Annotated in this window: 26 protein-coding genes, 2 tRNA genes and 2 rRNA genes; 22 read left to right on the forward strand and 8 right to left on the reverse strand. The window is 44.8% G+C overall.

The genetic code is table 11. The annotated features are described in order from the left end of the window. Positions 1–120: 120 nt before the first annotated feature. From H6798_01935 to H6798_01960, 6 genes are all read left to right on the forward strand, one after another. Positions 121–576: an SET domain-containing protein-lysine N-methyltransferase gene (locus H6798_01935; GenBank protein ID MCB9821275.1), complete on the forward strand. Its 456-nt coding sequence runs from the start codon at positions 121–123 to the stop codon at positions 574–576. Positions 577–750: 174 nt separating this feature from the next. Beyond that, a tRNA-Ala gene (locus tag H6798_01940) sits at positions 751–827 on the forward strand. 195 nt (positions 828–1,022) lie between these two features. Beyond that, positions 1,023–1,099, forward strand: a tRNA-Ile gene (locus H6798_01945). Between the two features lie 285 nt (positions 1,100–1,384). Next, positions 1,385–4,969, forward strand: a 23S ribosomal RNA gene (locus tag H6798_01950). 282 nt (positions 4,970–5,251) lie between these two features. Continuing rightward, a 5S ribosomal RNA gene (rrf, locus tag H6798_01955) occupies positions 5,252–5,366 on the forward strand. Positions 5,367–5,537: 171 nt separating this feature from the next. After that, the gene (locus tag H6798_01960) at positions 5,538–6,113 is read left to right on the forward strand and encodes a hypothetical protein (protein ID MCB9821276.1); all 576 of its coding nucleotides are present in this window, start codon (positions 5,538–5,540) and stop codon (positions 6,111–6,113) included. A 2-nt stretch (positions 6,114–6,115) separates the two neighbouring features. On the opposite strand, the gene H6798_01965 is transcribed toward H6798_01960, so the two are convergent. Beyond that, positions 6,116–6,712 carry a hypothetical protein gene (locus H6798_01965; protein ID MCB9821277.1) on the reverse strand — a complete coding sequence of 199 codons (597 nt, stop codon included), beginning with the start codon at positions 6,710–6,712 and terminating at the stop codon, positions 6,116–6,118. Positions 6,713–6,858: 146 nt separating this feature from the next. Here H6798_01965 and H6798_01970 point away from each other — a divergent pair, with 146 nt between their 5' ends. After that, positions 6,859–7,404, forward strand: a complete 546-nt coding sequence (locus H6798_01970) for a hypothetical protein (protein ID MCB9821278.1) — start codon at positions 6,859–6,861, stop codon at positions 7,402–7,404. Here the strand turns inward: H6798_01970 and H6798_01975 are convergent. Then, positions 7,397–8,050 carry a hypothetical protein gene (locus H6798_01975; GenBank protein ID MCB9821279.1) on the reverse strand — a complete coding sequence of 218 codons (654 nt, stop codon included), beginning with the start codon at positions 8,048–8,050 and terminating at the stop codon, positions 7,397–7,399. The genes H6798_01970 and H6798_01975 overlap by 8 nt on opposite strands. Before the next feature lie 154 nt (positions 8,051–8,204). Here H6798_01975 and H6798_01980 point away from each other — a divergent pair, with 154 nt between their 5' ends. Then, positions 8,205–8,696: a hypothetical protein gene (locus tag H6798_01980; GenBank protein MCB9821280.1), complete on the forward strand. Its 492-nt coding sequence runs from the start codon at positions 8,205–8,207 to the stop codon at positions 8,694–8,696. Between the two features lie 347 nt (positions 8,697–9,043). Here H6798_01980 and H6798_01985 read toward each other — a convergent pair whose 3' ends face one another. Then, complete coding sequence (locus H6798_01985; protein MCB9821281.1) at positions 9,044–9,307, reverse strand: hypothetical protein; 264 nt, start codon at positions 9,305–9,307, stop codon at positions 9,044–9,046. Between the two features lie 275 nt (positions 9,308–9,582). Between H6798_01985 and H6798_01990 the strand changes: the two genes are divergently transcribed. The 3 genes from H6798_01990 to H6798_02000 all read left to right on the forward strand — a co-directional run bounded on the left by H6798_01990 (position 9,583) and on the right by H6798_02000 (position 10,778). Continuing rightward, the gene (locus tag H6798_01990; GenBank protein MCB9821282.1) at positions 9,583–9,957 is read left to right on the forward strand and encodes a VOC family protein; all 375 of its coding nucleotides are present in this window, start codon (positions 9,583–9,585) and stop codon (positions 9,955–9,957) included. Then, positions 9,954–10,439: a hypothetical protein gene (locus H6798_01995; protein MCB9821283.1), complete on the forward strand. Its 486-nt coding sequence runs from the start codon at positions 9,954–9,956 to the stop codon at positions 10,437–10,439. The genes H6798_01990 and H6798_01995 overlap by 4 nt, the downstream gene beginning before the upstream one ends. Before the next feature lie 114 nt (positions 10,440–10,553). After that, on the forward strand, positions 10,554–10,778 hold the full coding sequence (locus H6798_02000) for a hypothetical protein (GenBank protein ID MCB9821284.1): 225 nt from the start codon (positions 10,554–10,556) through the stop codon (positions 10,776–10,778). Between the two features lie 49 nt (positions 10,779–10,827). Here H6798_02000 and H6798_02005 read toward each other — a convergent pair whose 3' ends face one another. Both H6798_02005 and H6798_02010 read right to left on the reverse strand, forming a co-directional pair. Then, positions 10,828–11,292, reverse strand: a complete 465-nt coding sequence (locus H6798_02005) for an ImmA/IrrE family metallo-endopeptidase (protein MCB9821285.1) — start codon at positions 11,290–11,292, stop codon at positions 10,828–10,830. A 5-nt stretch (positions 11,293–11,297) separates the two neighbouring features. Continuing rightward, complete coding sequence (locus tag H6798_02010) at positions 11,298–12,110, reverse strand: ROK family protein (GenBank protein ID MCB9821286.1); 813 nt, start codon at positions 12,108–12,110, stop codon at positions 11,298–11,300. Positions 12,111–12,270: 160 nt separating this feature from the next. Between H6798_02010 and H6798_02015 the strand changes: the two genes are divergently transcribed. From H6798_02015 to H6798_02025, 3 genes are read left to right on the forward strand one after another with little or no spacing between them, the layout of a single operon-like run. Beyond that, positions 12,271–13,326, forward strand: a complete 1,056-nt coding sequence (locus H6798_02015; GenBank protein ID MCB9821287.1) for a S1 RNA-binding domain-containing protein — start codon at positions 12,271–12,273, stop codon at positions 13,324–13,326. Between the two features lie 26 nt (positions 13,327–13,352). Continuing rightward, positions 13,353–15,110, forward strand: a complete 1,758-nt coding sequence (locus tag H6798_02020) for a translation initiation factor IF-2 (protein MCB9821288.1) — start codon at positions 13,353–13,355, stop codon at positions 15,108–15,110. A gap of 34 nt (positions 15,111–15,144) precedes the next feature. Further along, positions 15,145–15,594, forward strand: coding sequence for a hypothetical protein (locus H6798_02025; protein ID MCB9821289.1), 450 nt, complete (start codon positions 15,145–15,147; stop codon positions 15,592–15,594). A 3-nt stretch (positions 15,595–15,597) separates the two neighbouring features. On the opposite strand, the gene fmt is transcribed toward H6798_02025, so the two are convergent. From fmt to priA, 3 genes are read right to left on the reverse strand one after another with little or no spacing between them, the layout of a single operon-like run. Next, positions 15,598–16,524, reverse strand: a complete 927-nt coding sequence (gene fmt, locus H6798_02030) for a methionyl-tRNA formyltransferase (GenBank protein ID MCB9821290.1) — start codon at positions 16,522–16,524, stop codon at positions 15,598–15,600. Then, positions 16,517–17,101, reverse strand: a complete 585-nt coding sequence (gene def, locus H6798_02035; GenBank protein ID MCB9821291.1) for a peptide deformylase — start codon at positions 17,099–17,101, stop codon at positions 16,517–16,519. The genes fmt and def overlap by 8 nt, the downstream gene beginning before the upstream one ends. A gap of 30 nt (positions 17,102–17,131) precedes the next feature. Then, positions 17,132–19,036, reverse strand: a complete 1,905-nt coding sequence (priA, locus tag H6798_02040; GenBank protein ID MCB9821292.1) for a primosomal protein N' — start codon at positions 19,034–19,036, stop codon at positions 17,132–17,134. 80 nt (positions 19,037–19,116) lie between these two features. Here priA and H6798_02045 point away from each other — a divergent pair, with 80 nt between their 5' ends. From H6798_02045 to nrdR, 8 genes are all read left to right on the forward strand, one after another. Then, complete coding sequence (locus tag H6798_02045) at positions 19,117–19,419, forward strand: winged helix-turn-helix transcriptional regulator (protein ID MCB9821293.1); 303 nt, start codon at positions 19,117–19,119, stop codon at positions 19,417–19,419. 56 nt (positions 19,420–19,475) lie between these two features. Then, positions 19,476–19,673, forward strand: coding sequence for a 30S ribosomal protein S21 (gene rpsU, locus H6798_02050; protein ID MCB9821294.1), 198 nt, complete (start codon positions 19,476–19,478; stop codon positions 19,671–19,673). A gap of 3 nt (positions 19,674–19,676) precedes the next feature. Next, on the forward strand, positions 19,677–20,111 hold the full coding sequence (locus tag H6798_02055) for a GatB/YqeY domain-containing protein (protein ID MCB9821295.1): 435 nt from the start codon (positions 19,677–19,679) through the stop codon (positions 20,109–20,111). A 4-nt stretch (positions 20,112–20,115) separates the two neighbouring features. Further along, positions 20,116–20,655, forward strand: a complete 540-nt coding sequence (locus tag H6798_02060; protein MCB9821296.1) for a nucleoside monophosphate kinase — start codon at positions 20,116–20,118, stop codon at positions 20,653–20,655. Further along, complete coding sequence (map, locus tag H6798_02065; GenBank protein MCB9821297.1) at positions 20,642–21,403, forward strand: type I methionyl aminopeptidase; 762 nt, start codon at positions 20,642–20,644, stop codon at positions 21,401–21,403. The genes H6798_02060 and map overlap by 14 nt, the downstream gene beginning before the upstream one ends. Positions 21,404–21,449: 46 nt before the next feature. Next, a complete protein-coding gene (gene ftsA / locus H6798_02070; GenBank protein ID MCB9821298.1) occupies positions 21,450–22,667 on the forward strand; it encodes a cell division protein FtsA in 1,218 nt (405 codons plus the stop codon). Between the two features lie 95 nt (positions 22,668–22,762). After that, complete coding sequence (gene ftsZ / locus H6798_02075) at positions 22,763–24,013, forward strand: cell division protein FtsZ (GenBank protein ID MCB9821299.1); 1,251 nt, start codon at positions 22,763–22,765, stop codon at positions 24,011–24,013. Between the two features lie 108 nt (positions 24,014–24,121). After that, complete coding sequence (gene nrdR, locus H6798_02080; protein ID MCB9821300.1) at positions 24,122–24,592, forward strand: transcriptional regulator NrdR; 471 nt, start codon at positions 24,122–24,124, stop codon at positions 24,590–24,592. Positions 24,593–24,644: the final 52 nt, after the last annotated feature.

Genomic DNA, 24,644 nt, shown 5'->3' on the forward strand with positions numbered 1-24,644 from the left:
CATAAATGTCTGCTCTCCTCCCAAAGAGGAATAAAAATACCCGGATTCACTCCGGGTATTTTTATGCACAAACAGATACTCATAATAATTAACCATCTGTGTTCGTGTTAGCATATTATTATGAAAAAGGAAGGATATGAGGACTTGAAGCGACCAAATATAGAAATAGGTGAATCACCAATACAGGGCAAAGGTCTTTTTGCTAAAGAGTTTATCCCGGCGGGTAGTGAAATTATATTCCCTCCGGCACTACCAGATGATACTATCCGGGCTTTAGGCACAGAAGAATTCCATAAATATTTGGATGAGCTTCGTGCGAAGGGTATTGAATGGAACTCTATTTCTAATGGTGACGGAACTCATACTGTGAGCACTGCACCGAGAGAAAACGACCCAAGTAATTATGGCAATCACAGTTGCGACCCTAACAATGATGGCAAAGGACATGCTCTTCGCGATATTGAAGCTGGTGAAGAGATAACGGTTGATTATGCACAGTTTAGTGATAAGAGTTGGTCCATGCCTTGTAATTGTGGAGCCGCTAATTGCACCGGTATAGTACGTGGGACTGTTTAATTTTTTGCCAAAGTAACGATTAACAGGTAAAATACTTCGGTCTTCGTAAGTTTTTAGCTTACCCAAATTCAAACCTGTTTGAATTTGATAGGAACAACAATGACCTGCCAGACTAGTACTTTTGCCACTTGTTTGCAAAAGTAGTGATCTGGCAGTCGTCATTGACTGAGACGAGGGGCTGTAGCTCAGTTGGCTAGAGCACCTGCTTTGCAAGCAGGGGGTCCGGGGTTCGAGTCCCCGCAGCTCCACCAGATGTACATAAATATTTTGTGTACTGAATGGGGCCGGATAACCTTCGGGTTAACCGGTTCCACCAAGAGACTTAAAAATACAACCAAATTCAAACCTGTTTGAATTTGAGAGGAACAGCAATGACCTGCCAGACTAGTACTTTTGCCACTTGTTTGCAAAAGTAGTGATCTGGCAGTCGTCATTGACTGAGACGAGGGGCTGTAGCTCAGCTGGTTAGAGCGCGTCACTGATAATGACGAGGTCGGTGGTTCAAGTCCTCCCAGCCCCACCACCGTTGAATCACAAAAAAAGTTGACAGTTAATCGTCGTTATTATTACATCGTCTAGTCTTTACAAACAGTAGTAATTTTGTTAGGATTTGTTGGTGTCTACAGAGTACAGACATTAATTCACTGAGGTAGGGTGAAGACATGCTTGTACTTTGGCTAGTTAATCCTTTGCGAGGACCTATTGCTAAAGTCGTAAATTAACAATTTATTATTGTGTGACAAACGGTTGTTCCTGACCTGTTTTGATTTATAAAAACACCAGAAACAAACCATTTGCACATTCACAAAAAGTTACACAAGCGCACATAAAGAATGCCTTGACGCAAAATACCGAAGAAGGACGTAGCAGGCTGCGATAAGCTGCGGGGAGCTGCCAAACAAGCTTTGAACCGTAGATTTCCGAATGGGGAAACCCAGCTAGAGTCATGTCTAGTTACCACTGTATGAACTTTTGATAGTACAGTAGGCGGTAAGTTCCCGAACTGAAACATCTTAGTAGGGAGAGGAATAGAAAGTAACCAACGATTCTCGGAGTAGTGGCGAGCGAAACGGGAATAGCCCAAACTTTTTAAGTTTTTGCCTGTTAATTCAGGCGAATAAGTTGACAGACGAATGCTTAAAAGGGGTTGTGAGATATAAATACCCATGTCTGGGTGCTCGATTTAGAGCGACCAGATATGGAGACAAGAGCTGTTAATCTTGTATAAAGTTACAAATTGCAATGCGAGTAGAATCAGCTGGAAAGCTGAGCCATAGACAGTGATAGCCTGGTATACAAAGTTATTGCAACTTTATCATTTATATCTCGAGTAAGGCGGGGCACGAGAAACCCTGTTTGAATCTGGGACGACCACGTTCCAAGGCTAAATATATTTTGCGATCGATAGCGTACAAGTACCGTGAGGGAAAGGTGAAAAGAACCCCGGAAGGGGAGTGAAATAGAGTCTGAAATTGTGTGCGTACAAGGAGTCGGAGCCTTCGGGTGACGGCGTGCTTTTTGTAGAACGATCCAGCGAGTTACTGTATCTTGGCAAGCTTAATCCATTTTGGAGTAGGCATAGTGAAAGCGAGCCTTAAGTGGGCGTTTAGTCGGATGCAGTAGACCCGAAACCGGGTGACCTAGCCATGAGCAGGTTGAAGCGCAGGTAAGACTGCGTGGAGGACCGAACCATTGTATGTTGCAATATACTTGGATGACTTGTGGTTAGCGGAGAAATTCCAATCGAACTCGGAGATAGCTGGTTCTCCTCGAAATAGCTTTAGGGCTAGCGTCGTGTAGTAGCATATAGGGGTAGAGCTCTGTTTCGGACTGGGGCCTTCATCGGTACCCACCCTTGATAAACTACGAATACTATATGTGTAATCACGGCAGTCAGAACATCGGTGCTAAGGTCGATGCTCAAAAGGGAAACAGCCCAGACCTTCGTCTAAGGTCCCTAAATAAACACTCAGTGGGAAACGAGGTGAGATTTCATAAACAGCGAGGATGTTGGCTTAGAAGCAGCCATTCATTTAAAGAGTGCGTAACAGCTCACTCGTCAAGAGATCTTGCGCGGAAAATTTAACGGGGCTTAAGTGTTTTACCGAAGACAAGGATTAATATTTTAATATTAGTGGTAGAGGAGCGTTCCTATCTGCGTTGAAGGTGTGTCGTGAGGCATGCTGGAGCGTTAGGAAGTGAGAATGCTGGAATGAGTAACTTTAAGATATGTGAGAATCATATCCGCCGAAAGAGCGAGGTTTCCTGGGCAACGATAATCGTCCCAGGGTTAGTCGGTCCTAAGTCGAGGCGAGTAGCGTAGACGATGGACATCAGGTTAATATTCCTGAACTAGTAGTGGTGTTGTGAGTAAGTGCGCGGCATGGTAGCGAGAGCAGATTAATGGTATATCTGTCTAAGTGCGTAGTCCTTCGGGGTGAAACACGAATGCAACTGTCCTTTTAGGACGGGAGTCCCGTGAGCCAAGCTGACTAGAAAAGCATATTCACTTATAACCACTTCTATCCGTACCGCAAACCGACACAGGTGCTCAGGTCGAGTAGACCAAGGCGTACGAGAGAACCTTTGCTAAGGAACTCGGCAATACAGCGACCGTAACTTCGGGATAAGGTCTGCCCTGTGGGGTGCGCTAAGCGCAAGTATTGCACAACGAGTACCTCACATCTGTTCACTAGCCTAGATCACATCTGAAAGGCTGCAAAAATATTTTTCTTTTTCAATATAACTACAGTTATGTTTCAAAAGCAGAAATATCTTTTCGCACATTCATATGCAATCTAGGGTTAGCAACCAGATGCGAGGTACTCGTTAGAGTAAATAGCAGTAACAATTTGTGAATGTCTTCGTAAGAAGACTACAATCGAGAAATCAACTATCTAGTAATAGATAGCTTGAGACAGAAATAACATATTCTATGAACCAACAGGTTTTATGGATAGTTGCTATTTGCGTATGCAAATATTACTTGAGTTTAGCGTGCCCCGTGGGGCCGCAGCTAAAGAGCCCATGCAACTGTTTACTAAAAACATAGGTCTCTGCAAACACGAAAGTGGAAGTATAGGGGCTGACGCCTGCCCGGTGCTGGAAGGTTAAGGGGAGAACTTTACGGTTTGAACTGAAGCCCCAGTGAACGGCGGCCGTAACTATAACGGTCCTAAGGTAGCGAAATTCCTTGTCGGGTAAGTTCCGACCTGCACGAATGGCGTAATGATGTGGGCACTGTCTCAGCAAAGGACTCGGTGAAAGTGCATTGGCGGTAAAGATGCCGTCTGTCCGCACCAGGACGAAAAGACCCCGTGGAGCTTTACTACAGCTTGGCATTGAGCCGAGCGTATACATGTGTAGCATAGGTGGGAGACTTTGAAGCAGATGCGCTAGCGTTTGTGGAGTCATCAGTGAAATACCACCCTTGTGTACGCTTTGTTCTTGACCTGGCCCTCAAAGTGTAGAAAATACTTTGAAAGCCAAGTTTTAAGACCAAGGTAGCCTAAACAATTAGGCAGTATTGTGAAACAGCTATAACATCCATGTCCTAATCACATCGATGACATCGAGAGTGGTGGTTATAGCAAAAATACTTTTTAAGTATTTGTTAGTAACTTTTGGTTTAATTACCAATTTTGCCTATTTGTTGGGCTACCCTAACTTAAGACACTTTCAAGATTCTGATTTTCTATAATTTCAGGGTCAGGGACAGTGCCTGGTGGGTAGTTTAACTGGGGCGGTTGCCTCCTAAAGAGTAGCGGAGGCGTTCAAAGGTTGACTAGCTTCGGATGGAAATCGAAGTGATAGTGTATACGCATAAGTCAGCTTGACTGTGAGGCCTACAAGCCAATCAGGGACGAAAGTCGGAGTAAATGATCCGCTGTAAGTACATTTGTACATGAATGTGGAATCGACAGCGCAAACGGATAAAAGTTACCCCGGGGATAACAGGCTTATCGCGCCCAATAGTTCACATAGACGGCGCGGTTTGGCACCTCGATGTCGGCTCATCACATCCTGGGGCTGGAGCAGGTCCCAAGGGTTCGGCTGTTCGCCGATTAAAGTGGTACGTGAGCTGGGTTTAGAACGTCGTGAGACAGTTCGGATTATATCCGGTGTGGACACACAAGAAACGTGAGAGAATTCGTCAGTAGTACGAGAGGACCCTGATGAACGCACCTCTGGTGTATGGGTTGTGATACCAATTGCATTGCCCAGTAGCTATGTGCGGATCGGATAAGCGCTGAAAGCATATTAAGCGCGAAGCCGGCCTCAAGATTGCGTTTCTCTATGAGCGCCCTGAAAGACGATCAGGTTGATAGGTGCAAGGTGTAAGTACAGTAATGTATTCAGCCGAAGCATACTAATAGCGCCACTGACTTTTTGTGATTTATATATTCGCTAAATTGTGGAGTATATAGACTCTTTTTGAGAGTTTATTTCAACTCCATTAACTGGTTTAACCAGCGTGCGAGTATATAAATTCTTCCCTAGGGAAGAGATGTGTCAAATGGTTTGTTCTTGGTGTTTTATAACACCCACACAATAATAAATATGACTCTATGTGAGTCAACGATTCGACCGCCTTAATTGGACGTCGAAAAATGTCGCCGAGCAGCTGGCACCTCGTTTTACTGAGGTTTATTGCCTAAACTTCGTCGCGACATCTTTCGGTGCCCATAGCGATCGGGAAACACCTGTTCCCATCCCGAACACAGAAGTTAAGCCGATCTACGGTTACAATACTGCAGCTTAAGCTGTGGGAAAATAGCAAGGTGCCGAATTATGCTTCAGAGCCTCCTTAATGGGAGGCTCTTTGCTTTTAGGAGGGGAGTATCCCCTCCTAACGCGCAGGGCACCGGAATAAATCCGGTACTCTGGCTGTTCTCCCCTGGAATATGTATAGATTTTAGCGAAGTGAATCGCCAAGATCTATAATGCTATAATCAATCAATATGCGTAAACCATACGTAAAAGACCTAAGGGTACTAGATGGGCAACTAAAAGGGTTGCTAGATGATGAGATTGTAGATCGTAGCGAGGTGGGTGTGCTGCAAGATAGAATTAATAGCTTTAGTGATAGCTACACCGACGAAGATTTAGGGGAACACGCTTACAAACTATACGAGATACAAGCCTACGCACTCTTTCTAAAGGATGACATTAAAAACGCAGAGAAGTTCTTGAGTGATGCTATTAGTCTTAGGGGAAGGAATTATTATGAAGCTAGTGTTCTCTCAAGGTTTATTGAGGATAAGAAAATTTACATACAAAAGTATGTTGTGAATCAAGTCAAACATCATGGAAAAGTTGAAATTCTAAAAGGGCTTGCTTGGTTTATCGTGGCCACAATAATAACTTCTGTTTCTTACGCATGGGCCGGTAGCCGAGCAGAGAGTTCCGCTGACGGTGAGTCAAGTTACTATGTTTTTTGGGGCGCGATGCTATTTGGCTTATACACACTTGGAAGAGGGATCTATCTCTATGCTAGCTCTTACGCTAAAGCCAAACAAATATTGGATAGGCTGTAAGATTAAGGGAGTAATTTAAACTTGGGTGGTGGGTTTAGTTTTTGGCGGCGGGTGATTATCATTAGGGCAAAACCGCCGTTTAGTACTGCCCACACGGCTGGCCACAGGGTAGCTAGCAGGCTGTAGTTTTCGATTGCCAGCAGGGCAAAACCAAACCTAAAGGTGTTGGTTACGTAAAGCGACAGGGTCTCGGTATACGGTTTATGCCAGGTTTTACGTACAGTTGGGGCAATTGCCAGCACATCGGCAATAACAGCCAAAATAATCGACCACTCGGGCAAATCTGCTAACAGCCAAAAGGCAATGGCCCCTAGCGCCAATATAAACACAGCTGTGTCGAACTTAGTTATATATTTGGTGCCTTGCTTAAAGCCAAAATAAGTCACCCCTACAGACAGCACCCCGGCTGCCACTGTAATGTAAGTGCCAGGCCCAGCACCGCCCTTAAACTGCAAAGCAGCAATCAGAATGGTTAACAGTGCCCATAAGAACCAGCTGTAGAGGTGCGGGTGGGTTTTACCTCTAAACAAGTCTCGATAGTACGGCACATAGCCAACAAAAGTTAAAACAACCGCAACAATTCCTATAACTTCTTTCATGAATAGAAGTATACATAAACAAGTACGCAAACTATAAATCAAGCCAAGATACCTGTTTTTGATCTGTTAGTTCCTTTTAGGCAAAAAATTTGATAAGTAATCCATAAAGTGTTATAATGATAGCTGTAAAAGTAAAATAAAAAAAGATGAAAACAGAATCAATTTCAAGCACACTCCCCGACATAATATTGGAGGGCGGTGTCACCAACGAGAACGCTCCATGCGCTCTAGATATAGCGCAAAGACTACAGGGTCTTGGTGTAGCTAGTGATGCCATTGCCGGCACTACGGTGATAGTTGATGACAGGAATAGGCTCACAACAAGGGGCTCTGCATGGCCTGCGGGTCTGGCAAAAATAAGGTTTCGCAAGTATAAACCTGAAGGGCCTGTTATTTCCTTAGGGACAAAACTCAGAGGTAAACCCATCACACCTGATCAACGCGATACTACGGTTCAGCACGAGCTGATTCACGTTGCGCAAGATCTAGATCCGAATAATCACAAGATTGAACAAGGATGGGCATTAAGAGTAGGTGCAATAGCAGCCGGAGCAGTTCTTGGCTATAAGGTGGCTGGAGCAAAGGGTGCTTTTGCGGGTGTCGTGCTGGGTGACAGGCTTGGTTATACCTATGGGCCACATGAAGTCGAAGCTAGAAAACTGTCGAATAAGGGCGGCACCAGTATTAGGTAAGAGCTAGGATTTCTTGTGGGGTCATGTGGGCGAGGTCTTGGATTTTTAGGTTAGGGTTTTTGGCTAGGACTTGGTCAATAAACCACACTCCAGCTTTATAAACTATCCATTTGCGGCCTGATTCGGGGTCGTAGAACTTATACTTGCGCCAATCGTCCCAACTTAACTCTTTGGGCAGAGTTTGAAGCATAGCAAACATGGCATCCGGGTTCTCGCCAACTAGTGGCATGGCGTAATCAACCGGTCTACCAGTGGTCTCACGCTCGTATACGCAAGCAGCGCCTTCCATGATTGCCTGGCTAACCATATCGGTAGCGTTGGTATATTTGCTTTCAAACATTGCCCAGCCCTGGGCTATGTGAAACATCTCGTGCTTAATTGTAGCCTCTAGTGCTTGCATTTGTAGTGCTTTATCTGCAAATTCGGGGGCAAAACTCAAGTGCAGCAGGCTAGGTGTAACAGTGGCGCCACCACAACCATAATCTTCCATCAGCTGATTATTGTCCCACTCCCAAGTTACGGTATCCGGTATTCCAGGCAGCTCTGCTCGAACTTGATCGACCCACCCCTTAACTAGCGGCTCCAAGGGTTCAGTAATAGATTTATCAACTGGCATCGGTTGCCATTTCATAGACTCATCATTCATAAAAGAATATTAACACGTTTACATAATTGTAAAGTTAAGTAAAAAGTTATACAATATGTTTATAATTCCTTCGAAAGTTCGAGGGTCGCTCATAGCAGAGTAAGGGAGGGCTCGTAATCCTAATACGGGCATGTACATCAAGGAGGTGAGCCAAGTGGCTCGCGTTGAAATTTCCGATGGTCCATCGCCCTGGCACTTAATGCTGGCGATGTTCGACCCACACCCCGAGAATGCGCACGGTGAGCGTATCGTGATATTCAGGCTCAAGGTTGGGCCAGGGTGGCCTCTGAATGTCAAGGTGCGTGGAGTCGTGCGTCCCAAGCGAGAGAGTATGAACGACCCGTGGACAATCGTGGGTGACGCCATGAACCTGCCGAGGGGCTACTACTACTACGATGGGCTCGAAGTTCACTGGGATCCGTTCGGCCGTGAGGGCTGGATCGATCTGGAGCTGACGTCGTCATGCCATGCGGCGGTGATTCGCGCCACGCTTGCCGATGGTATTCTGGCTGGTTATTGCAGTCGGTGTGATCGGCCGGTTACAAGAATTCACCCGGTCAGCGGTAAGCTCGAATGGCTCGATGGCGCTTCGCTATGGTCGAACGAAGTGCACGAAGAGGTGGTCATGCTGTACAACCGGAACTGATTTGGAAGATGTACGGGTGTGGTGAGCTGAAATAGGACTCACCAGCCCTGGCGACTTGATTAATCAAGTCGCTTTTTAATTGTTGTGGGGTACTATTTAATCCTTGTTCTTAAAGTTGAAACTAGGCGTATGAAAGATACGAATTTATTGTTTTGGTGCCAAGATAACACCTTGAGTGAAAAGTTTTTTACAAAAGACGGCTCTAGACAGTCTTACATTTATTAGGATTATATAATCCTAATTCTTTTAAGGTTTGTACTTAAGCTTCCTGATGCGTTCTAGGCGTTTAAGTCGGTTTTTCTCTCTTAGTTTCTTAGCACGGTCTAGATTTAAATAGAGTCGATTAGTTAATTTTGGAAATGAATACCCATGGTTGTTACGGATGAAATAGGGAAAATAAACAACATCCCAGGCAACAATAGAAATATTAATGGTTTACTGATAAGCACAGAGGCATAAGCTAGCCCAACGCACTGGCCGATATATATCCCAAATAACAGTAACTTGTAAAAAAAGTTCTGAAAAGGGTGATTCTTGATGTAAATATATTCTGATGACGGCTTAGGACAGTGTCTTCCGCCACCAGTTAGAGTTCCACTGATTTCACTCATTAGTTCAAGCCTCTCGCTAAAGTGCCTCTGATTTACTGGTGCTCCACAATAGCGATTTTTCTTTTTTGAACCTATGGCAGTAAACCTTTTATACGTATGTCTAACTAATATAAAAACCAGAATAGGTGACAGGAATACGAATAAGAGCAAACTGTAACCTGTTAGATAATCCATAGTCCTTAGTATACAGCTTAAGCATTCTCAATCCGTTGATAAGCGTATACTGTTGTAAGATTTACTTTGAAAACAAATCAGTATAGTTCGAAACTAGGTATATGAAAGTTACAAATTTATTGTTTTGGTGCCAAGATAACACCTTGAGTGAAAAGTTTTACAAAAAGCTCGGATTTGAGCGGGTCGAGGGTGACGATCAATACACTAGGCTTAGATTGGGTGGTTTTGAAGTTGTGCTGATTACTATGCGCGACGAAGACGAATTCGCCAAAGACAGTCTTAACCCCGAAAAAGGTCGGGGTATGTATGTTTATCTGCAGGTCGAAGATGTCGATGCCGAATACACTCGGCAGTTAAAGATTGGCCTTAAACCGTCTACCGAGCCCCAAAACTGGCCTTGGGGAAATCGCGAGTTTATCCTCAAAGACCCAGATGGTTATAAGTTGGTATTTTGGCAAAAAGTGGGGAATTCATGAAGGTAGAGTTAAACCTAGAAGAACTTAGAGTATTTCTTAATAAAGCTGATAAGCCACATGCCGACGGCACGGCCAAGATAGTCCGCGAACCGGATGGTTCGAGTTCGATTAGCTTTGCTGACGGTAACTGGAAAATGCACGACAACTTCTTTGGTGGTGAGCCTTATGGTGGCCGACAAGTAGTTTACTTCAAGAACCAACCAGTCTGGCTGTTTGTATATTACGGCCAGATTACCGACAAGTCGTTGGATGTACATCCTATCTATAACTTTCTTAGAAAGAGTTTACAACAAGCTCCGGTCAATGGCTTTAGTCGCGGTCCGGCGAGTTACAGGGACGGCAGTCTTGAATACAGAAACCAGGCCACAGGTAGTCTCGAATCTTTTAAGGGCAGAGAAGTGATACTATCGAACGACACACAAGTTTACTGGGCCGAATATATGGGAGGTTTAGTCGATATTCATGCCAGGGGCGAATATTAACTATCTAAACAAAAGCATATTGACACATAAGCAATAGCGTGATACAATAGCTACACATAAGGAGGGGTTCCGTAATCGGGCCCCTTCTTTTTATTAATAATTAGGAGAGATGTGATGGCAGGAAACGCTAAAGGTGGCAAACTAGCCGCCAAAACTAATCGTCAACGTCATGGTGCCGACTTTTATGCCCGTATTGGTGCAAAAGGTGGCCGCAAGAGCAAAACTGGTGGTTTTGCTAGTAGTGTCGTTGGTAAAGATGGCTTGACTGGCCGCGAGCGAGCAAAACTTGTTGGCGCACGAGGTGGCACTGTTAGCCGCCGAACCAAGAGCGCTAAATAAGGCACGATTTACAAAAACCAGTTCAGTAAAATGAACTGGTTTTTGTGTTTTAGTTAGTCTTTAGTAATCTTCGACGAGTTGCGCATGTCTGTTCGTCTGGTACCGACCATTTGTTTGAGCAGTTAATACAGTGGTAATTTAGGCTTCTAGATGATTGAATACCAACTAAGCGACAGTCTGGGCAGGTGGCTCGCGATAGTAGCCAATCACGGTATGTATCTAGGCAGTCTTCGATGTGGTCGTTAGGTATCTCTATGCCGTAGTGCTTGGCGATCACGATAGCCCGTTCCCAGGCTTCACGCTCAATCTCGATTAGTTCGGTGTCGGTGTGAAAGTTTTGGTGATCGCTTAGTGCGTGGCCAAGCTCGTGGAGCAAGCTGTACGTACCGGTTGTCTGCGCAAGTTGCTCGGAGCAATAAATGAGCTCGTTTTTGGCTGGCGACCAAACAAATTTGCTACCATCGACGAATTTAATGTCTGGGTAGTCTGTTTTTAAATTTTCTAGTAACTCCACGATATCTACGCTTCGCCGTCGAGCTGTTTTGCCAGTTGCCAGGCGCCCAAGATAACTGCTTCCTCAGGTCGTGATGCTTGAACTATTCTCGGTATATCGACAAGTGGTGGTTTGATCTTTTTGAGCTCTTCGCCAAGGATATCTTTATACTTAGAAAAATGCGTACCAACTCCGCCACCGATAATTATGTAGTTGGGCTTAAACATACTTAGAATATTAATAATACCGTGGGCTAGAATTGCGCAGATTTCGTGCCAGGAGGCGGGATCGTTCAAATCAGAGGCTCGTTTACCGTAGTCGCGCACGATTGCACTACCAGAGGCCAGTTTCTCGAACATTACTAGTTGGCCATTGTGTTCTATCAGCATCTCGCCAGGTTCACTGTCGAGGTGTTCTGGGTCTAGGCGCCCATCTGTTACTACACCTCCACCAATCCCAGTGCTAACAGTTAAATAAAGGCACTGGTGCGGGTGTTCGTTGAGAGCATAGTATTCTCCTAGTCCTGCCAAATTTGCATCGTTTTCGATTCGTACTGGACTACCTAATTTTGCTTCCAGATCTGCTTGTAGGGGTACATTTTTCCAAGGTAAGTTTCCAAAGCCTATTACCTTACCATGGTGTCTATCTATTTTTCCTGGAGCACCAATTACAATTGTTCCGTCGCTTTTAGGTTTGCCTTCTAGGGCTTTTGCTACTGCCAAGACTAGATCTGCATATTCTTTAGGTGTTTCAAACTTGATACTCGTAACAATCTCGCCAGCTTCATCTAGCCAGGCGATGAGTGTTTTTGTGCCCCCGATGTCGATACAGATTCTCATTCGTGCCTAGTATATACATTTTCAGGTGCGTGGGCTAGGATTTTAAGCTCGACTAGGGGTTTACAGATTACCACCCCTGATGATAGAATGTCTCTAATCTGAAATATCAACTAATTAATTAGTCGAACTCAGAAATACGTATTAAGGAGTTAAATTAATAATGTCAAAATCATTAACTATGGATGATCTGCTAACGAGTGCAGATTTCGGTCGCCTAAACACAGGCGATGTAGTTGAAGGCACTGTACTGAATGTTAAGAAGCACGAAGTATGGGTCGATCTAGGAAATCATGGGATCGGGGTAGTATCACGCCGAGAACTAGGCCATGGTGTCAAACTAGAGGAAGGAGCAAGCGTTTCAGCCAGCGTAGTTGAGCCAGAAACCGAAGAAGGCCATGCCTTACTTTCACTACGTCGAGCCTCGAAAGACAAGGGCTGGGATGAACTACAGAAGATTCATGACGACGGTCAAACCATTGAAGTTACTGCTTTTGATGCGAATCGTGGTGGCCTGTTGGTCGAACTCGAAGGCATACGTGGTTTCTTGCCAGTATCTCAGCTGTCTGCCGACAACTACCCAAGGGTATCTGGAACAGATAAAGATGAAATCTTACAGAAACTTCACGGCCTGATTAATAAGCCACTCAAGGTTCGGGTTTTAGATGTTAGTCGTAAAGACAACAAGCTAATTTTCTCTGAAAAAGAAGCGCTTAAAGATGCAATTTCTCAACGATTCGAAAAACTGAGCGTTGGCGATACGGTTAAAGGTGTCGTAACAGGTGTAATTGACTTTGGTGCATTCGTTAATGTCGATGGAATCGAAGGTTTAATCCATATATCAGAAATTTCCTGGGAAAGAATCGACGACCCGCGCAAACACGTTAAGGTTGGCGATCAGATAGAGGCAAAAATCATCGCTATCGATAAAGAACGCCTAAGCCTAAGCCTAAAGCAGATGACAGCCGATCCTTGGGTTAAAGAAGTCGAGAGTTTGAAGAAGGGCGATGTAGTCGAAGGTTCGGTAACTCGGATCACTCCATTTGGAGCTTTTGTACAGATTAGTCCATCTGTTGAAGCTCTGGTGCATATTTCCGAGATTGGTGGCGCCAACGATCAAGCAAACCCAGAAGAAGTATTTAAGCTAGGTGAAACCAAAAAGTTCACTATTCTAGAAGTTGACAAAGACGGTCGCAAGATTGCTCTCAGCATGAAGTAAATAAATCCACACGAAAGGAGGCTGACATGGCCAGGAAGATCGAAATCGATAACATGGTGACAGTTGGCAGCCTCGCTACCGAACTGGATTTACCAGCAACCAAATTGATTACCGAGCTGTTTAAAAACGGCATAATGGTAACTATCAACGAGAAAATTGATATCGATACTGCGTCGATCTTAGTTGATGAGCTTGGCCTAGAAGTAGAGCTAGCTCCTCGTCAGATTCCTGCTTCCGAAATATCAAAGCCTACTCAAAGCCAGAGGCAGAATCCAAAACTCGAACCACGTCCACCCGTCGTGGCAGTTATGGGGCATGTTGATCATGGCAAAACTAGCCTGCTCGATAAGATTCGTTCCAGTAATGTCGTGGCCGGAGAAGCTGGTGGCATCACTCAACATATCTCTGCCTATCAAGTAGAGCGTAAAGACCGCAAAATTACATTTCTTGATACACCTGGTCACGAGGCATTTGCGGCCATTCGTGAACACGGGGCAGTACTTACAGACTTGGCAATAATAGTAGTTGCCGCCGATGATGGTCTTAAGCCTCAGACACTCGAAGCGATTAGGTTTGCAACCAAAGCTGGTGTAAAAATGGTCTTTGCTGCCAATAAAATCGACAAAGAAGGTGCCAACATTGATAGGCTTAAGCAACAGTTAGCTGAGCAAAATTTGCTACCAGAAGACTGGGGAGGACAGACGATTGTTGTACCGGTTTCGGCTAAAACTGGCGAAGGAGTCGATAAGCTTCTAGACATGGTCTTACTAGTTGCAGACCTGGAAGGCTTAGAAGCCGATAGCCATGGACCAGCCGAGGGCTTGGTAATCGAAGCTCATATGGAAAAGGGTCTAGGCCCCGTAGCTACTGCCATGATCCAACAAGGTGTACTCAATCAGGGAGATTTTCTGGTGGCTGGATCTGTGTATGCAAAAGTTAAGGTTTTGAACGATTCACGAGGTCAAGAAATCAAGTCGGCCGGGCCATCGACTCCAGTCCAAATTAGTGGGTTTAAGTCTTTGCCAGAATTTGGTGATTCTTTCCATGTAGTTGCTAATGAAAAAGAAGCAAAAGCACAATCTATGGCAAACGTTAAGTCAGATGCACACTCAAGCAACATGACCAGCACAGAGATGCTACGGATTATTAGTCGTCGGACTACAGTTGATGAGCTCAAGGTATTAATAAAAGCAGATGTCCAGGGCTCCTTGGCGTCTGTGATCGACAGCATCAAATCAATCGATAACGACGAGATTTCGACCAGAATTGTGGGTTCGGGTGTAGGTAATATCAACGAGAACGATGTCCGTACTGCTGCTGCGTCGGGTGCAATTATTTATGGATTTAATTTAACTTTGCCACCAGCCACAAAGCGCTTAGCTACTGAAAATAACGTGTCCGTCAGATTATTTAAGATAATTTATGAGCTTCTAGACGACATCCGAGCCGAACTCGAAAATATGCTATCTCCGGAACTAGTAACAACCGAACTAGGCACGCTCAAAGTTAAGGGTATCTTTAAGACTACAAAAACAGAAGTCATTGCGGGAGGAGAAGTTCTAAAAGGCACCCTTAGGTCGCCGGCAAAAGCTCGTGTGATACGCGACAAGCAAGAGATTGCGAAAGTCGAAGTAACAGGCCTAAAGCGTGGTCCGCAAGATGCTAGTGAGGTCCAAGAGGGCGAGCTGTGTGGCATTGATCTAGTTACCGAAAACCGACTCCAGCTAGAAGAGGGCGATCGCCTCGAACTTTACACCGAAGAACTTAAAGACCGCAAGCTATAACTATGCTAGAATACAAATCATAAGGGGAAATACTATGTTCAAACTAGACAATAACTTCCTAAACGATATCGGCCTTGGCAGTCTACCCGACCAAGATAAGGCTGCTATGCTTCGTCATATTTACGAAACTTTAGAGTTGCGCGTAGGTATGCGTCTTGCCGAGCAGATGACAGATGCCCAACTAGATGAATTCGAAGCTTTTATCGACAAGAACGATGAGGCTGGAGCCAAGCAGTGGCTAGATACCAATTTGCCTCAGTACAAACAAGTTGTCGCCGAAGAGCTGGAAAAACTAAAGAATGAAATCAAGGCCAGTGCTCCACAAATTCTGGCCGCTAATCAACAGGCGGCAGCCCAAGCTACGCAAGCTCAGGCTCCTATTACACAGCCTCAAGCGCCAGTGGATAATATGGCTCAAATGCCTCCGCAACAGCCACAACCTCAACCAGCACAAGATCAACCACAGCCACCAATGGCTGCTTAGGCTTTAATGTAGATATCCGTTAATAAATTCAACTGCCGTCATCTCTGACCTTCCAACAGGCTTAAGAGTTTGGACACATAAATAACCACTTCCAGTTTCGATAGCAAGTAGGTTTGCTTCTTCGACAATCCAGTATTCACCAGCTTTTTTTGACTGGTCATTAGATGGTACACCGTACGCACTCGTAATAGTTACTTCTGTCCCGTTGATGGTTGTTTTGCTGCCTGGCCATTCGGCTAATGCCCTGATTTCGCGTTCAAGTTGTTCTGCGGATTTTGAAAAATCAAGCCGAGAGTCCTCTTTGGTTAGCATTTTTGTGTAGCTGGCACGTGATTCGCTTTGCGGGGTGGCTTTAATTGAACCATCAAAAATACCAGGCAAAACATTTATTAGGAGTGTCGCTCCCAAGCTATCTAGAGAGTCGGTTAGCTGGGCCTTCGACTCTTTACCGGTAAGTATCTGGATCGCTTGGGCGAATATCGGCCCAGAGTCCATGCCGCTTGTGAGCTTCATGATACTTACGCCAGTTTCTTTATCTCCATTAAGTATGGCAGTTTCGATTGGAGTTGTACCGCGATATTTTGGCAACAAAGAAGGGTGAATGTTGATAATCCCATGTTTAAAATGGTTTATAACGGCCTGATCAATGATCATCCCAAACGCCGCTAAAATAGCCACTTCTGATGTAAATGTGTTGCATATCTCCAGAAGCTGCGTCTTATCACTCAGTCTAATTATCGGTACATTATTCTTGTTGGCTATGTTTACGATTGCCGGTTCGTTTGGCTGTCGGCTTTTTTGGGGTCGAGCTTTGATGACAAGTGCTTCTATCGGATAACCGCTATCAATAAGACTTTGAAACGCATGCACAGAAGATGGTTGGCGAGTCGAGCTCAGCTGCTCATTGCCGAAAAATACAACGCTATTCATCTTGAAGAATCCCAGACTGCTTTACTTGTTCAAGTACAACTGGCTCCATTTCACCTTTATCATTAATAATTCGAAATCCATTTTTTAAATCCTCGACACGATCAACTATCGTAATTCCTTTTGTGTGGTCTACCTCATGCTGAACTACCCGGGCTAGAAATCCATCTGCATTAAACCTAACTTCCTGGCCTTCAACCGTAGTTGCTTTTACGCGAACCTTCGAATACCTAGGGACTTTTGCATAGTAGTCCTTTACACTCAAACAGCCCTCAAAGTTTTCAACGATTTCGCCTTCGTATTTAACGATCTCTGGGTTAATAAGTGCAATATAGTTTTGATTATTGTGATCATCGAAATCTTCTCGGATAATCACAACTTTCCATAACTCGTCTATCTGTACCGCAGCGAGCCCCACAGTTACTTCGTGTTCTCTGGAGATATCCCAGGCATTGGCTTGATCTGTCATAGTCTGGATTAGTTCGATAATTTGCTCGTTTATTAAACCGACTTTTCTAGAGGCTTGTCTCAAAGACGAATTTGGCAAAGTAATTATTTTGGATTTTGGCTGAACAGACATAGCTAAATTATAACAGATTAACAGGGGTACTTAAAATAACTGTGTGGGATCCAGGTCAAAATACTCCTGGCTTCCAAGCACTTGCTTAACTTCTAGCAGTTTACTGCGTTTTCGGCTTAGAGTCTGGAGTGTCCACTCATAGTATTTTGAATGTTTTTCAATTAAGGCGGGAGCCGGACCGATAATCTCAATACCAGGGATATTACCTATCTTTTTGGCAACGGCTAGGGCAGCAGTCTCAACCCCTGACTCAGTTTTTCGGCGGATTCGAATATTCGCCATGTATCTGAAAGGTGGTAGTTTTGCATTTCGCCGATTTTCAATTTCGTTTTGGTAGAAACCATTCCAATCCTCTCTAGCCGCTAGTTGAATTGTGGGATTACTGGGATTGTGAGTTTGTAGATAGACGGCAGTATGTTCGATATGACCACGTCCAACCCTGCCAATTAGCTGTAAAATTTGCTGGAACATCTTTTCGTCGGCTCGGTAATCTGGTATTGCTAGTACCGATTCAGATTTAATTACCACGACAGTCTGGAGCAGGGGAAGGTCCAGACCCTTACTTAGAATCTGAGTGCCAACTAAGACTGTATTTGGCTTATTTCTGAGCTTAGACAGCTGGCTGTAGAGAGCATCGCGTTTGTTGGTATCGCTATCAAAACGTACAACTTTGGCACCAGGCAAGGCAGACTGAATGTCTGCCTCTAGCTGCTTGATCCCCGGCACAGTATAGCGCAGTGGGTTTTGGCATTCAGGGCATACCGATCTAGGCTGTCGTTTGTAGCCGCAGGTATGACAGATCAACAGATTCTTATCCCGATGTAGCACCAATGCTGTAGAACAATTTGCACAGCGCTCCTCGAAGTCGCATAATTCACACGCCACTAAACGACTAGAGCCGCGGCGGTTAAAGAATACCAAGGCCTGATTTCCTTGTTCGAGCGCACTCTCAATAGCTCGAAGGCATTTTTTGGACATAAGTCTTTCTGGTTCCTTGCGCATATCGACTATATCTACCCGTGCTGCCTGTGCCGGTAAAGCCTTTTTACTCATACTAACAATCGGGTAGCTTGCAAGCTTAAAGTAATAGTAATCTCCGACATTTGGACTGGCAGATCCACATACGAGTGTGGCTCTACTGGCTTTCGCTAACAAGCTTACGGCGTGGAGTGCGTGGTACCGGGGATCGTTATCTTGTTTGTATGAGTCATCATGAAACTCATCCATCACAATTAACCCAAGATTACGGATAGGTAGGAAAATACTTGAGCGTGGCCCTACAATGACTAGGGGTTTATCAGAAGCCAGACAGTTGCCCCAAACTTGCTGTCTTTGTTTTGGTGTTAAGCTAGAGTGAGTAAAAATTGTGTTCAACGGAAATGCTTTAGCTACCTCTGTTGCAAGCTGTGATCCCAGGCCGACTTCCGGCGACAATAGTAGGCAAGAGCGACCGCTTGCTAGTTGCTCGCGAACTAGTTCTAGGTAGACACGTGTTTTTCCAGACCCTGTTACTCCATGCAGCAAAACCGGCTTACTATCATTATCGCGGATGAGTTTGATAGCTTGCTGCTGCTCGTGTGTTAGTTCGGGTAACGACACAGGCTTTGTCTGTCTACCCGGCATTTCGATTTTTACTGGCTTTGTTTCGATATGGCTCAAGAGCAATTGAGCGACTCCAGATAGGTCTATTCCTGAATTCCGAGCAAGCGTTAGGGTAGACGTCAGTAATGGCCTAGGTATGACTAGGTTGCTCTCCGGAATACATTCTTTTGCGGCCGAATACGCAGTTGAATTATTTACAACGACACCTTTAAGAAATTGATTTCTAAAAGGAACCTTAACAATTTGACCTTCAGTTAGTTTGAGGCTACTTTTATAGGTGAATAATTGGTTATGCTTCGTCTTTGACGCAACCAGCACATCGTAATAATTCATACATTCATTGTAGTTCGAAAAAAAATCTTGCCAAATTCAAAATGATTCGGCATACTGTTGTGTGAAAGACAATAGAGGTTATGTTAGACGTATTTATTACATCACGAGTTCGACGAAAAATTGTAGTTGTGTACGCCAAGTACCCAGACTTCAAAACACACGTTCGGGGTCTTGCTAAACTTATCAAAGAAGATGCAGGCAACATTCAGCGTGAGCTCAAACGACTCGAGAAAACAGGCTTTTTAGTAAGCGAAAAGCAAGGTAATACCAAGGTGTACTCAACTAACAAACACTTTATTATATTTAAAGAACTCCAAAGCATTGTTTTAAAAACTCAAAAACCATCAACCCGCCGAAGTGGTACTGGTGGCATGACAATCTAGGCCTACTAGTTTAGATACTTGCAATAATCTTACCCCTATAGTAAACTGTGCAATCGATGATACAAGTTACCCGCAAAGATGGAAAAGAATCGGCCGATGCAATGTTGCGTCGTTTTACCCGCAAAGTTCAGCAATCTGGTGTTTTAGCTGCCGCAAAAAATCAGCAGTTTCACACCAAGCCACTTAGCAAAGTCGAACGTCGTAAATCTGCCATTGCCCGAAAGAATTACAAGGCTAAAACCGGGAAGCGCTAAGCCATGCAGCGCCTGGATGCAGAGCTAAAGCAGGCACTGATTAGCCGCGACCAAGTTCGAGTTGATGTATTAAAGATGCTTAAGAGCGCCGTAAATCTCGAGCAAAAAGAAAAGCAAGATTATGATCAGTCCGACTTCATTGCCACCGTACGCAAACAAATAAAAATGCGCACAGATGCAATTGAGCTGTATATGCAAGCAGGACGTGATGACCATGCCAAAAAAGAGACTGCCGAGGTGGCCGTACTCGAAGAGTTTCTACCTAAGCAACTAACCGAGCCTGAACTGCTAGCAGTGATTCAAGAAGTAGCAAAAACAAACGATATCGCCTTCGAGAAACAGAATATGGGCAGGCTAATCGGTTTAGTTGTCGGCAAAGTGGGTGAAAGCGCCAGTAAGGCAGACATTGCTAAGGCAATTAACTCTAGGCTAAACTAGTAGAATGTTTATTATTTCAGGACCACCCGGAGCCGGTAAGACTACCCAAGCAAGACTTCTGTCAGAGCGGTCTGACTTTATCTGGATATCAGCTGGAAATTTATTACGCAACCAGGCAAAGGGCGAGGAATTAGCCGAAATGCTCGACGGAGAGCTAGTCGACGACGATTATGTCGATAAACTTGTAAGTACTGAGTTGGATAAATATCAAGAAGACCATAGCCGAGTTATGCTCGACGGTTTTCCGAGAGATTTCTACGAGGCTCGATGGTTGGTAGAGACATACGGTGCCGATGTTGTCGGATACATCATTATCCAGGTTGACGAAGCCGAGATAAGACGTCGCATGCAATTGCGCGGTCGTCAGGACGACAACGCAGAGGCTATAGAAGAACGCATCAAGATATTCCATAAACAGACAGAGCACGTGGCCGAATATTTTGCCGAACAACTGACGCCTATCTATATTGTTGATGGTAATAGCGATGTGGAGTCAGTATATTCACAAATAAAACAGATAGTTGAAGAAAATGGGCAGAATTAAAACCGACCAGCAAATTGCCGCCATGCGTGAATCGGGTTTAATTTTAACCTCAGTTCTAGATATGCTAACGGCAAAAATCACTCCTGGTATATCCGGTAAAGAACTCGCCAAAATGGCTCGCGATGAAATCAAAAGACTGGGGGGAGAACCGGCTTTTCTTGGTGTAAAGAATATGCCTGGACTGCCAGATTTCCCAGATGTTATATGTATTTCAATCGCAGACGAAGTTCAGCACGGAATTCCTAGCGAACGAATAGTCAATGAAGGAGATGCGGTCAATCTCGATCTGGGTGTTCGCTACAAAGACATGATTACGGACGCTGGTAGAACGGTGTGTGCTGGTCAACCAAGCAAAGATGTAGCCAGATTAATTAACGGTACCAAAGAGGCGCTTGCTGCAGGTTTGAAGCAAGTAAAAGCCGGTGCTTATGTTTCGGACATATCCGAGGCTATAGAAGCGGTTCTGGAGAGACATCGACTAGGAATCGTTCTTGAGTTAGTCGGTCATGGTGTTGGTGAAAAGCTTCATGAGGATCCAGAGATCCCTAATTATTTAGCCTATGCGCGTCCTTACCAGCTTCAGGCGGGAGAAACAATTGCTATCGAACCGATCGCTACACTTGGCAGCGGTCAAATATATATTCATGAAGATGGCTGGACGATTCTGTCGGCCGATCGTACTCAAGCTTCGCAACATGAGCATACGGTCCTAGTTACAGATAAGGGTTACGAGATAATCGCACGCTAGGCTTGCTTGCCGAGGTAATCGCTTAAGGTTATAATTTGGTGCAGTCATGCGTAACCAAAGCCTTTTTGCTGGACTAGACATTGGAACTACAGGTGTCAGGTGTGTTGTAGGTGAACCAGACAGACTCAACGACGGAGCCTTAAGTATCATTGGTTTTGGATCTAGTCCAAACCGAGGAATGCGTAAAGGAGTAATTGTTCATCCCGAAGAGGTTGGGCAAAGTATTGCGGCTGCGGTCGAGGAGGCCGAAAGAGTGACAGGTCACCGAATTCAATCAGTAACAGTCAATGTTAACGGCAGTCATGTTGAATCGGAGACTTCACGGGGTGTGGTTGCTATTAGTAATTCAGACCGGACGGTGCATGTTGATGATCGATATCGAGTCGAGGATGCAGCTACGATTATGCAACTACCCCCTAACAGGGAGATAATCCAGCTTTTTGCGAAGAACTATTTTATTGATGGGCAGGGTGGGATCAAAGATCCTGTTGGTATGCAAGCTGTAAGACTGGAGGTTGATGCACTAATCATGACGGCTAGCACACCGATTTTGCGGTCGCTTGACGATCTACTGACTAATAATCTGAGACTTAACATCAATCACCATACTACCTCGGCACTAGCAGCTGCAGAGGCCGTCCTAGATAGAGAGAGCCGTGAGTCTGGATCTGCAGTTATCGATATTGGTGCGGGCACAACCAACATTGCTGTCATGGATGAAGGCGAAGTTGAGCACGTTGCGGTCATACCTGTTGGCTCGATGCATATCACGAACGATCTGGCTATTGGCTTAAGAACAGAGCTAGAAGTAGCCGAAAAAATTAAGCGCGAATATGTCGACCTAGAGCAAAAACAACGAGGTACAAAACAACTTGCTATAGGTAGAGAACACCTTACTTTTAGTCTAGAAGATGTTGATATGATTGTACGCGCAAGGCTAGAAGAGTTGGCTGAGCAAATCGATAAAGAGTTAAAACGCGCCGGCTACTCACGCAAGTTACCAGGAGGCATCATTATTACTGGCGGAGGCGCTCAGCTTAGTGGTATCGAGCATATTTTGAAGGACAATCTTCAGTTAGCGGTCAGAAAAGGTAAGCTAGCCGGATTTAGTGGTCTGTCGGACTCTGTGAGTCAGTCACACTACCATACGGCAGTTGGTTTAATGACATTGGACATGCTTCTTTCGGGCATTCAGGATGCCCATGTTAAGGGCGCTCAGTTGGATGGTCTAGGTAAGCTGAAACAAATCTTTCGTCGACGCTAAATACTCTGAGCACAAAAAAATCGCATTGATATAAACAACTTATTCAGTTCGTGGTACACTGGTACATATTAAAGCGAGGAGAATCCTACATAGCTATGGCCAAGCAAGTTGTACCAGAGATAGAAACGTTTGCAAGGATTAAAGTTGTTGGTGTCGGCGGAGCCGGAGGAGCAGCAGTTAACCGGATGATTGAGTCTGGGGTTCAGAATGTTGAATTTGTTGTTATTAATACAGACGCTCAGGCCTTACATCATTCGCTAGCAGACAAAAAAGTGCATATCGGTAAAGAAACTACACGTGGTCTCGGATCTGGAGCGGATCCAATGGTCGGCCAATCAGCCGCCGAAGAATCTCGCGATGAAATTGCTAAAGTACTTGAAGGCGCTGATATGGTCTTTATCACTATTGGGGCTGGTGGTGGCACAGGTTCAGGAGCTGCTCATATCGTGGCCGACGTCGCTCACGAGCAGGGTGCGCTTGTAGTAGGCTTTGCTACTAAGCCATTCCTGTTTGAAGGTGATCGTCGTCGTCGCAATGCTGAGTTTGCAATACATCACTTAGCGAGCAATGTCGATACGCTGATAACCATCCCAAACGATCGACTTCTCCAGACAATTGACCGCAAAACTCCTCTTCTCGAAGCTTTTAAGATTGCTGATGACGTCTTGCGTCAAGGAGTTCAGGGTATATCCGATCTAATTACCGTACACGGTGTCATTAATCTCGACTTTGCAGACGTCAAGACGATTATGCAGAACTCTGGCTCGGCGCTTATGGGTATCGGACGTGCCAGTGGAGAAGACCGAGCGGTTGTGGCTGCTACCCAAGCAATCGAATCGCCGCTTCTTGAAGTATCTATAGATGGCGCTAGAGGCATATTGTTTAATGTTATTGGTGGTTCGGACATGGCCATGCATGAAATCAACCAGGCCGCCGAAACAATTACAGCTGCTGCAGATCCTGACGCGAATATTATTTTTGGAGCTACAATTAACCCAGAGATCGAGGGCGAGATAATCGTAACTGTTGTAGCAACAGGATTCGACGAAGCTTACTATAATAATCGATCAAAAGCTCCTACCAAAGGTGTCGCTGACGAAGCTGCTCGTGCCGAGGCAGCAAAGCGAGGTGAGCCTCTAGACGATCATTCAGAAGTCAGAATCGAAGACCTAGCCAAAGATATCGATATGAGTCTCCAAGACGAAGGTGCTCTAAATAAAGAAGTGATCGATAGTTTTAACACCGACAATACAGTCAACATGTGGACAGACGATGTCGAAGCAGAGCTCGATAAGCCCTCATTCTTAAGAAGATTAAAAAAGGGTAAAAAAGACAACAAGAAATAACGTCCCAACTTCTTAAAATGATGCGTATTATACAATTGCAAAACGCTACTGCTAGGACTAAAATAACCATAACTACGCTACATGTAGGGTACGTTGATAGGATATTAGATGAGATGTACGCAATGTGATTTCGGTGATACTCGGGTAATTGAGTCGCGAACTGTTGGTGAAGGCGAGTCGATTCGACGTCGTCGAGAATGCCCGATCTGTAAGGTTAGGTTCACTACGTATGAACGTGTCGAGCTACCCCAACTTGTAGTTGTTAAGAACAACAATACAAGAGAGCTATTTAGTCGAGACAAACTGCTTGCCGGCCTAATCCGTGCTTGCGAGAAAACTCCCGTATCTAAGATGCAGCTAGAATCTGTGGTTGATCATATCGAAAAGGAGCTGATTGAAGCAGGCGAGTCCGAGATTTCAAGTCGCGCAATTGGCGAGATTGTGATCGAGCACTTGGCCGACGTTAATGAAGTCGCTTATGTACGATTTGCTAGCGTTTATCGGCGATTCGATACTTTAGCGAGCTTCGAAGCTGAGCTAGCTAGAATTCGCGCACATCGTAAAACAAAAAAACTTTAGTTCTTAGTAATTTCTAGATATCTCAAAAAAGTCTTTTTGCGATATCTAGAAG

Source organism: Candidatus Nomurabacteria bacterium (assembly GCA_020631905.1).
In the GTDB taxonomy this organism is placed as follows: domain Bacteria; phylum Patescibacteriota; class Saccharimonadia; order Saccharimonadales; family VXPC01; genus JACKGQ01.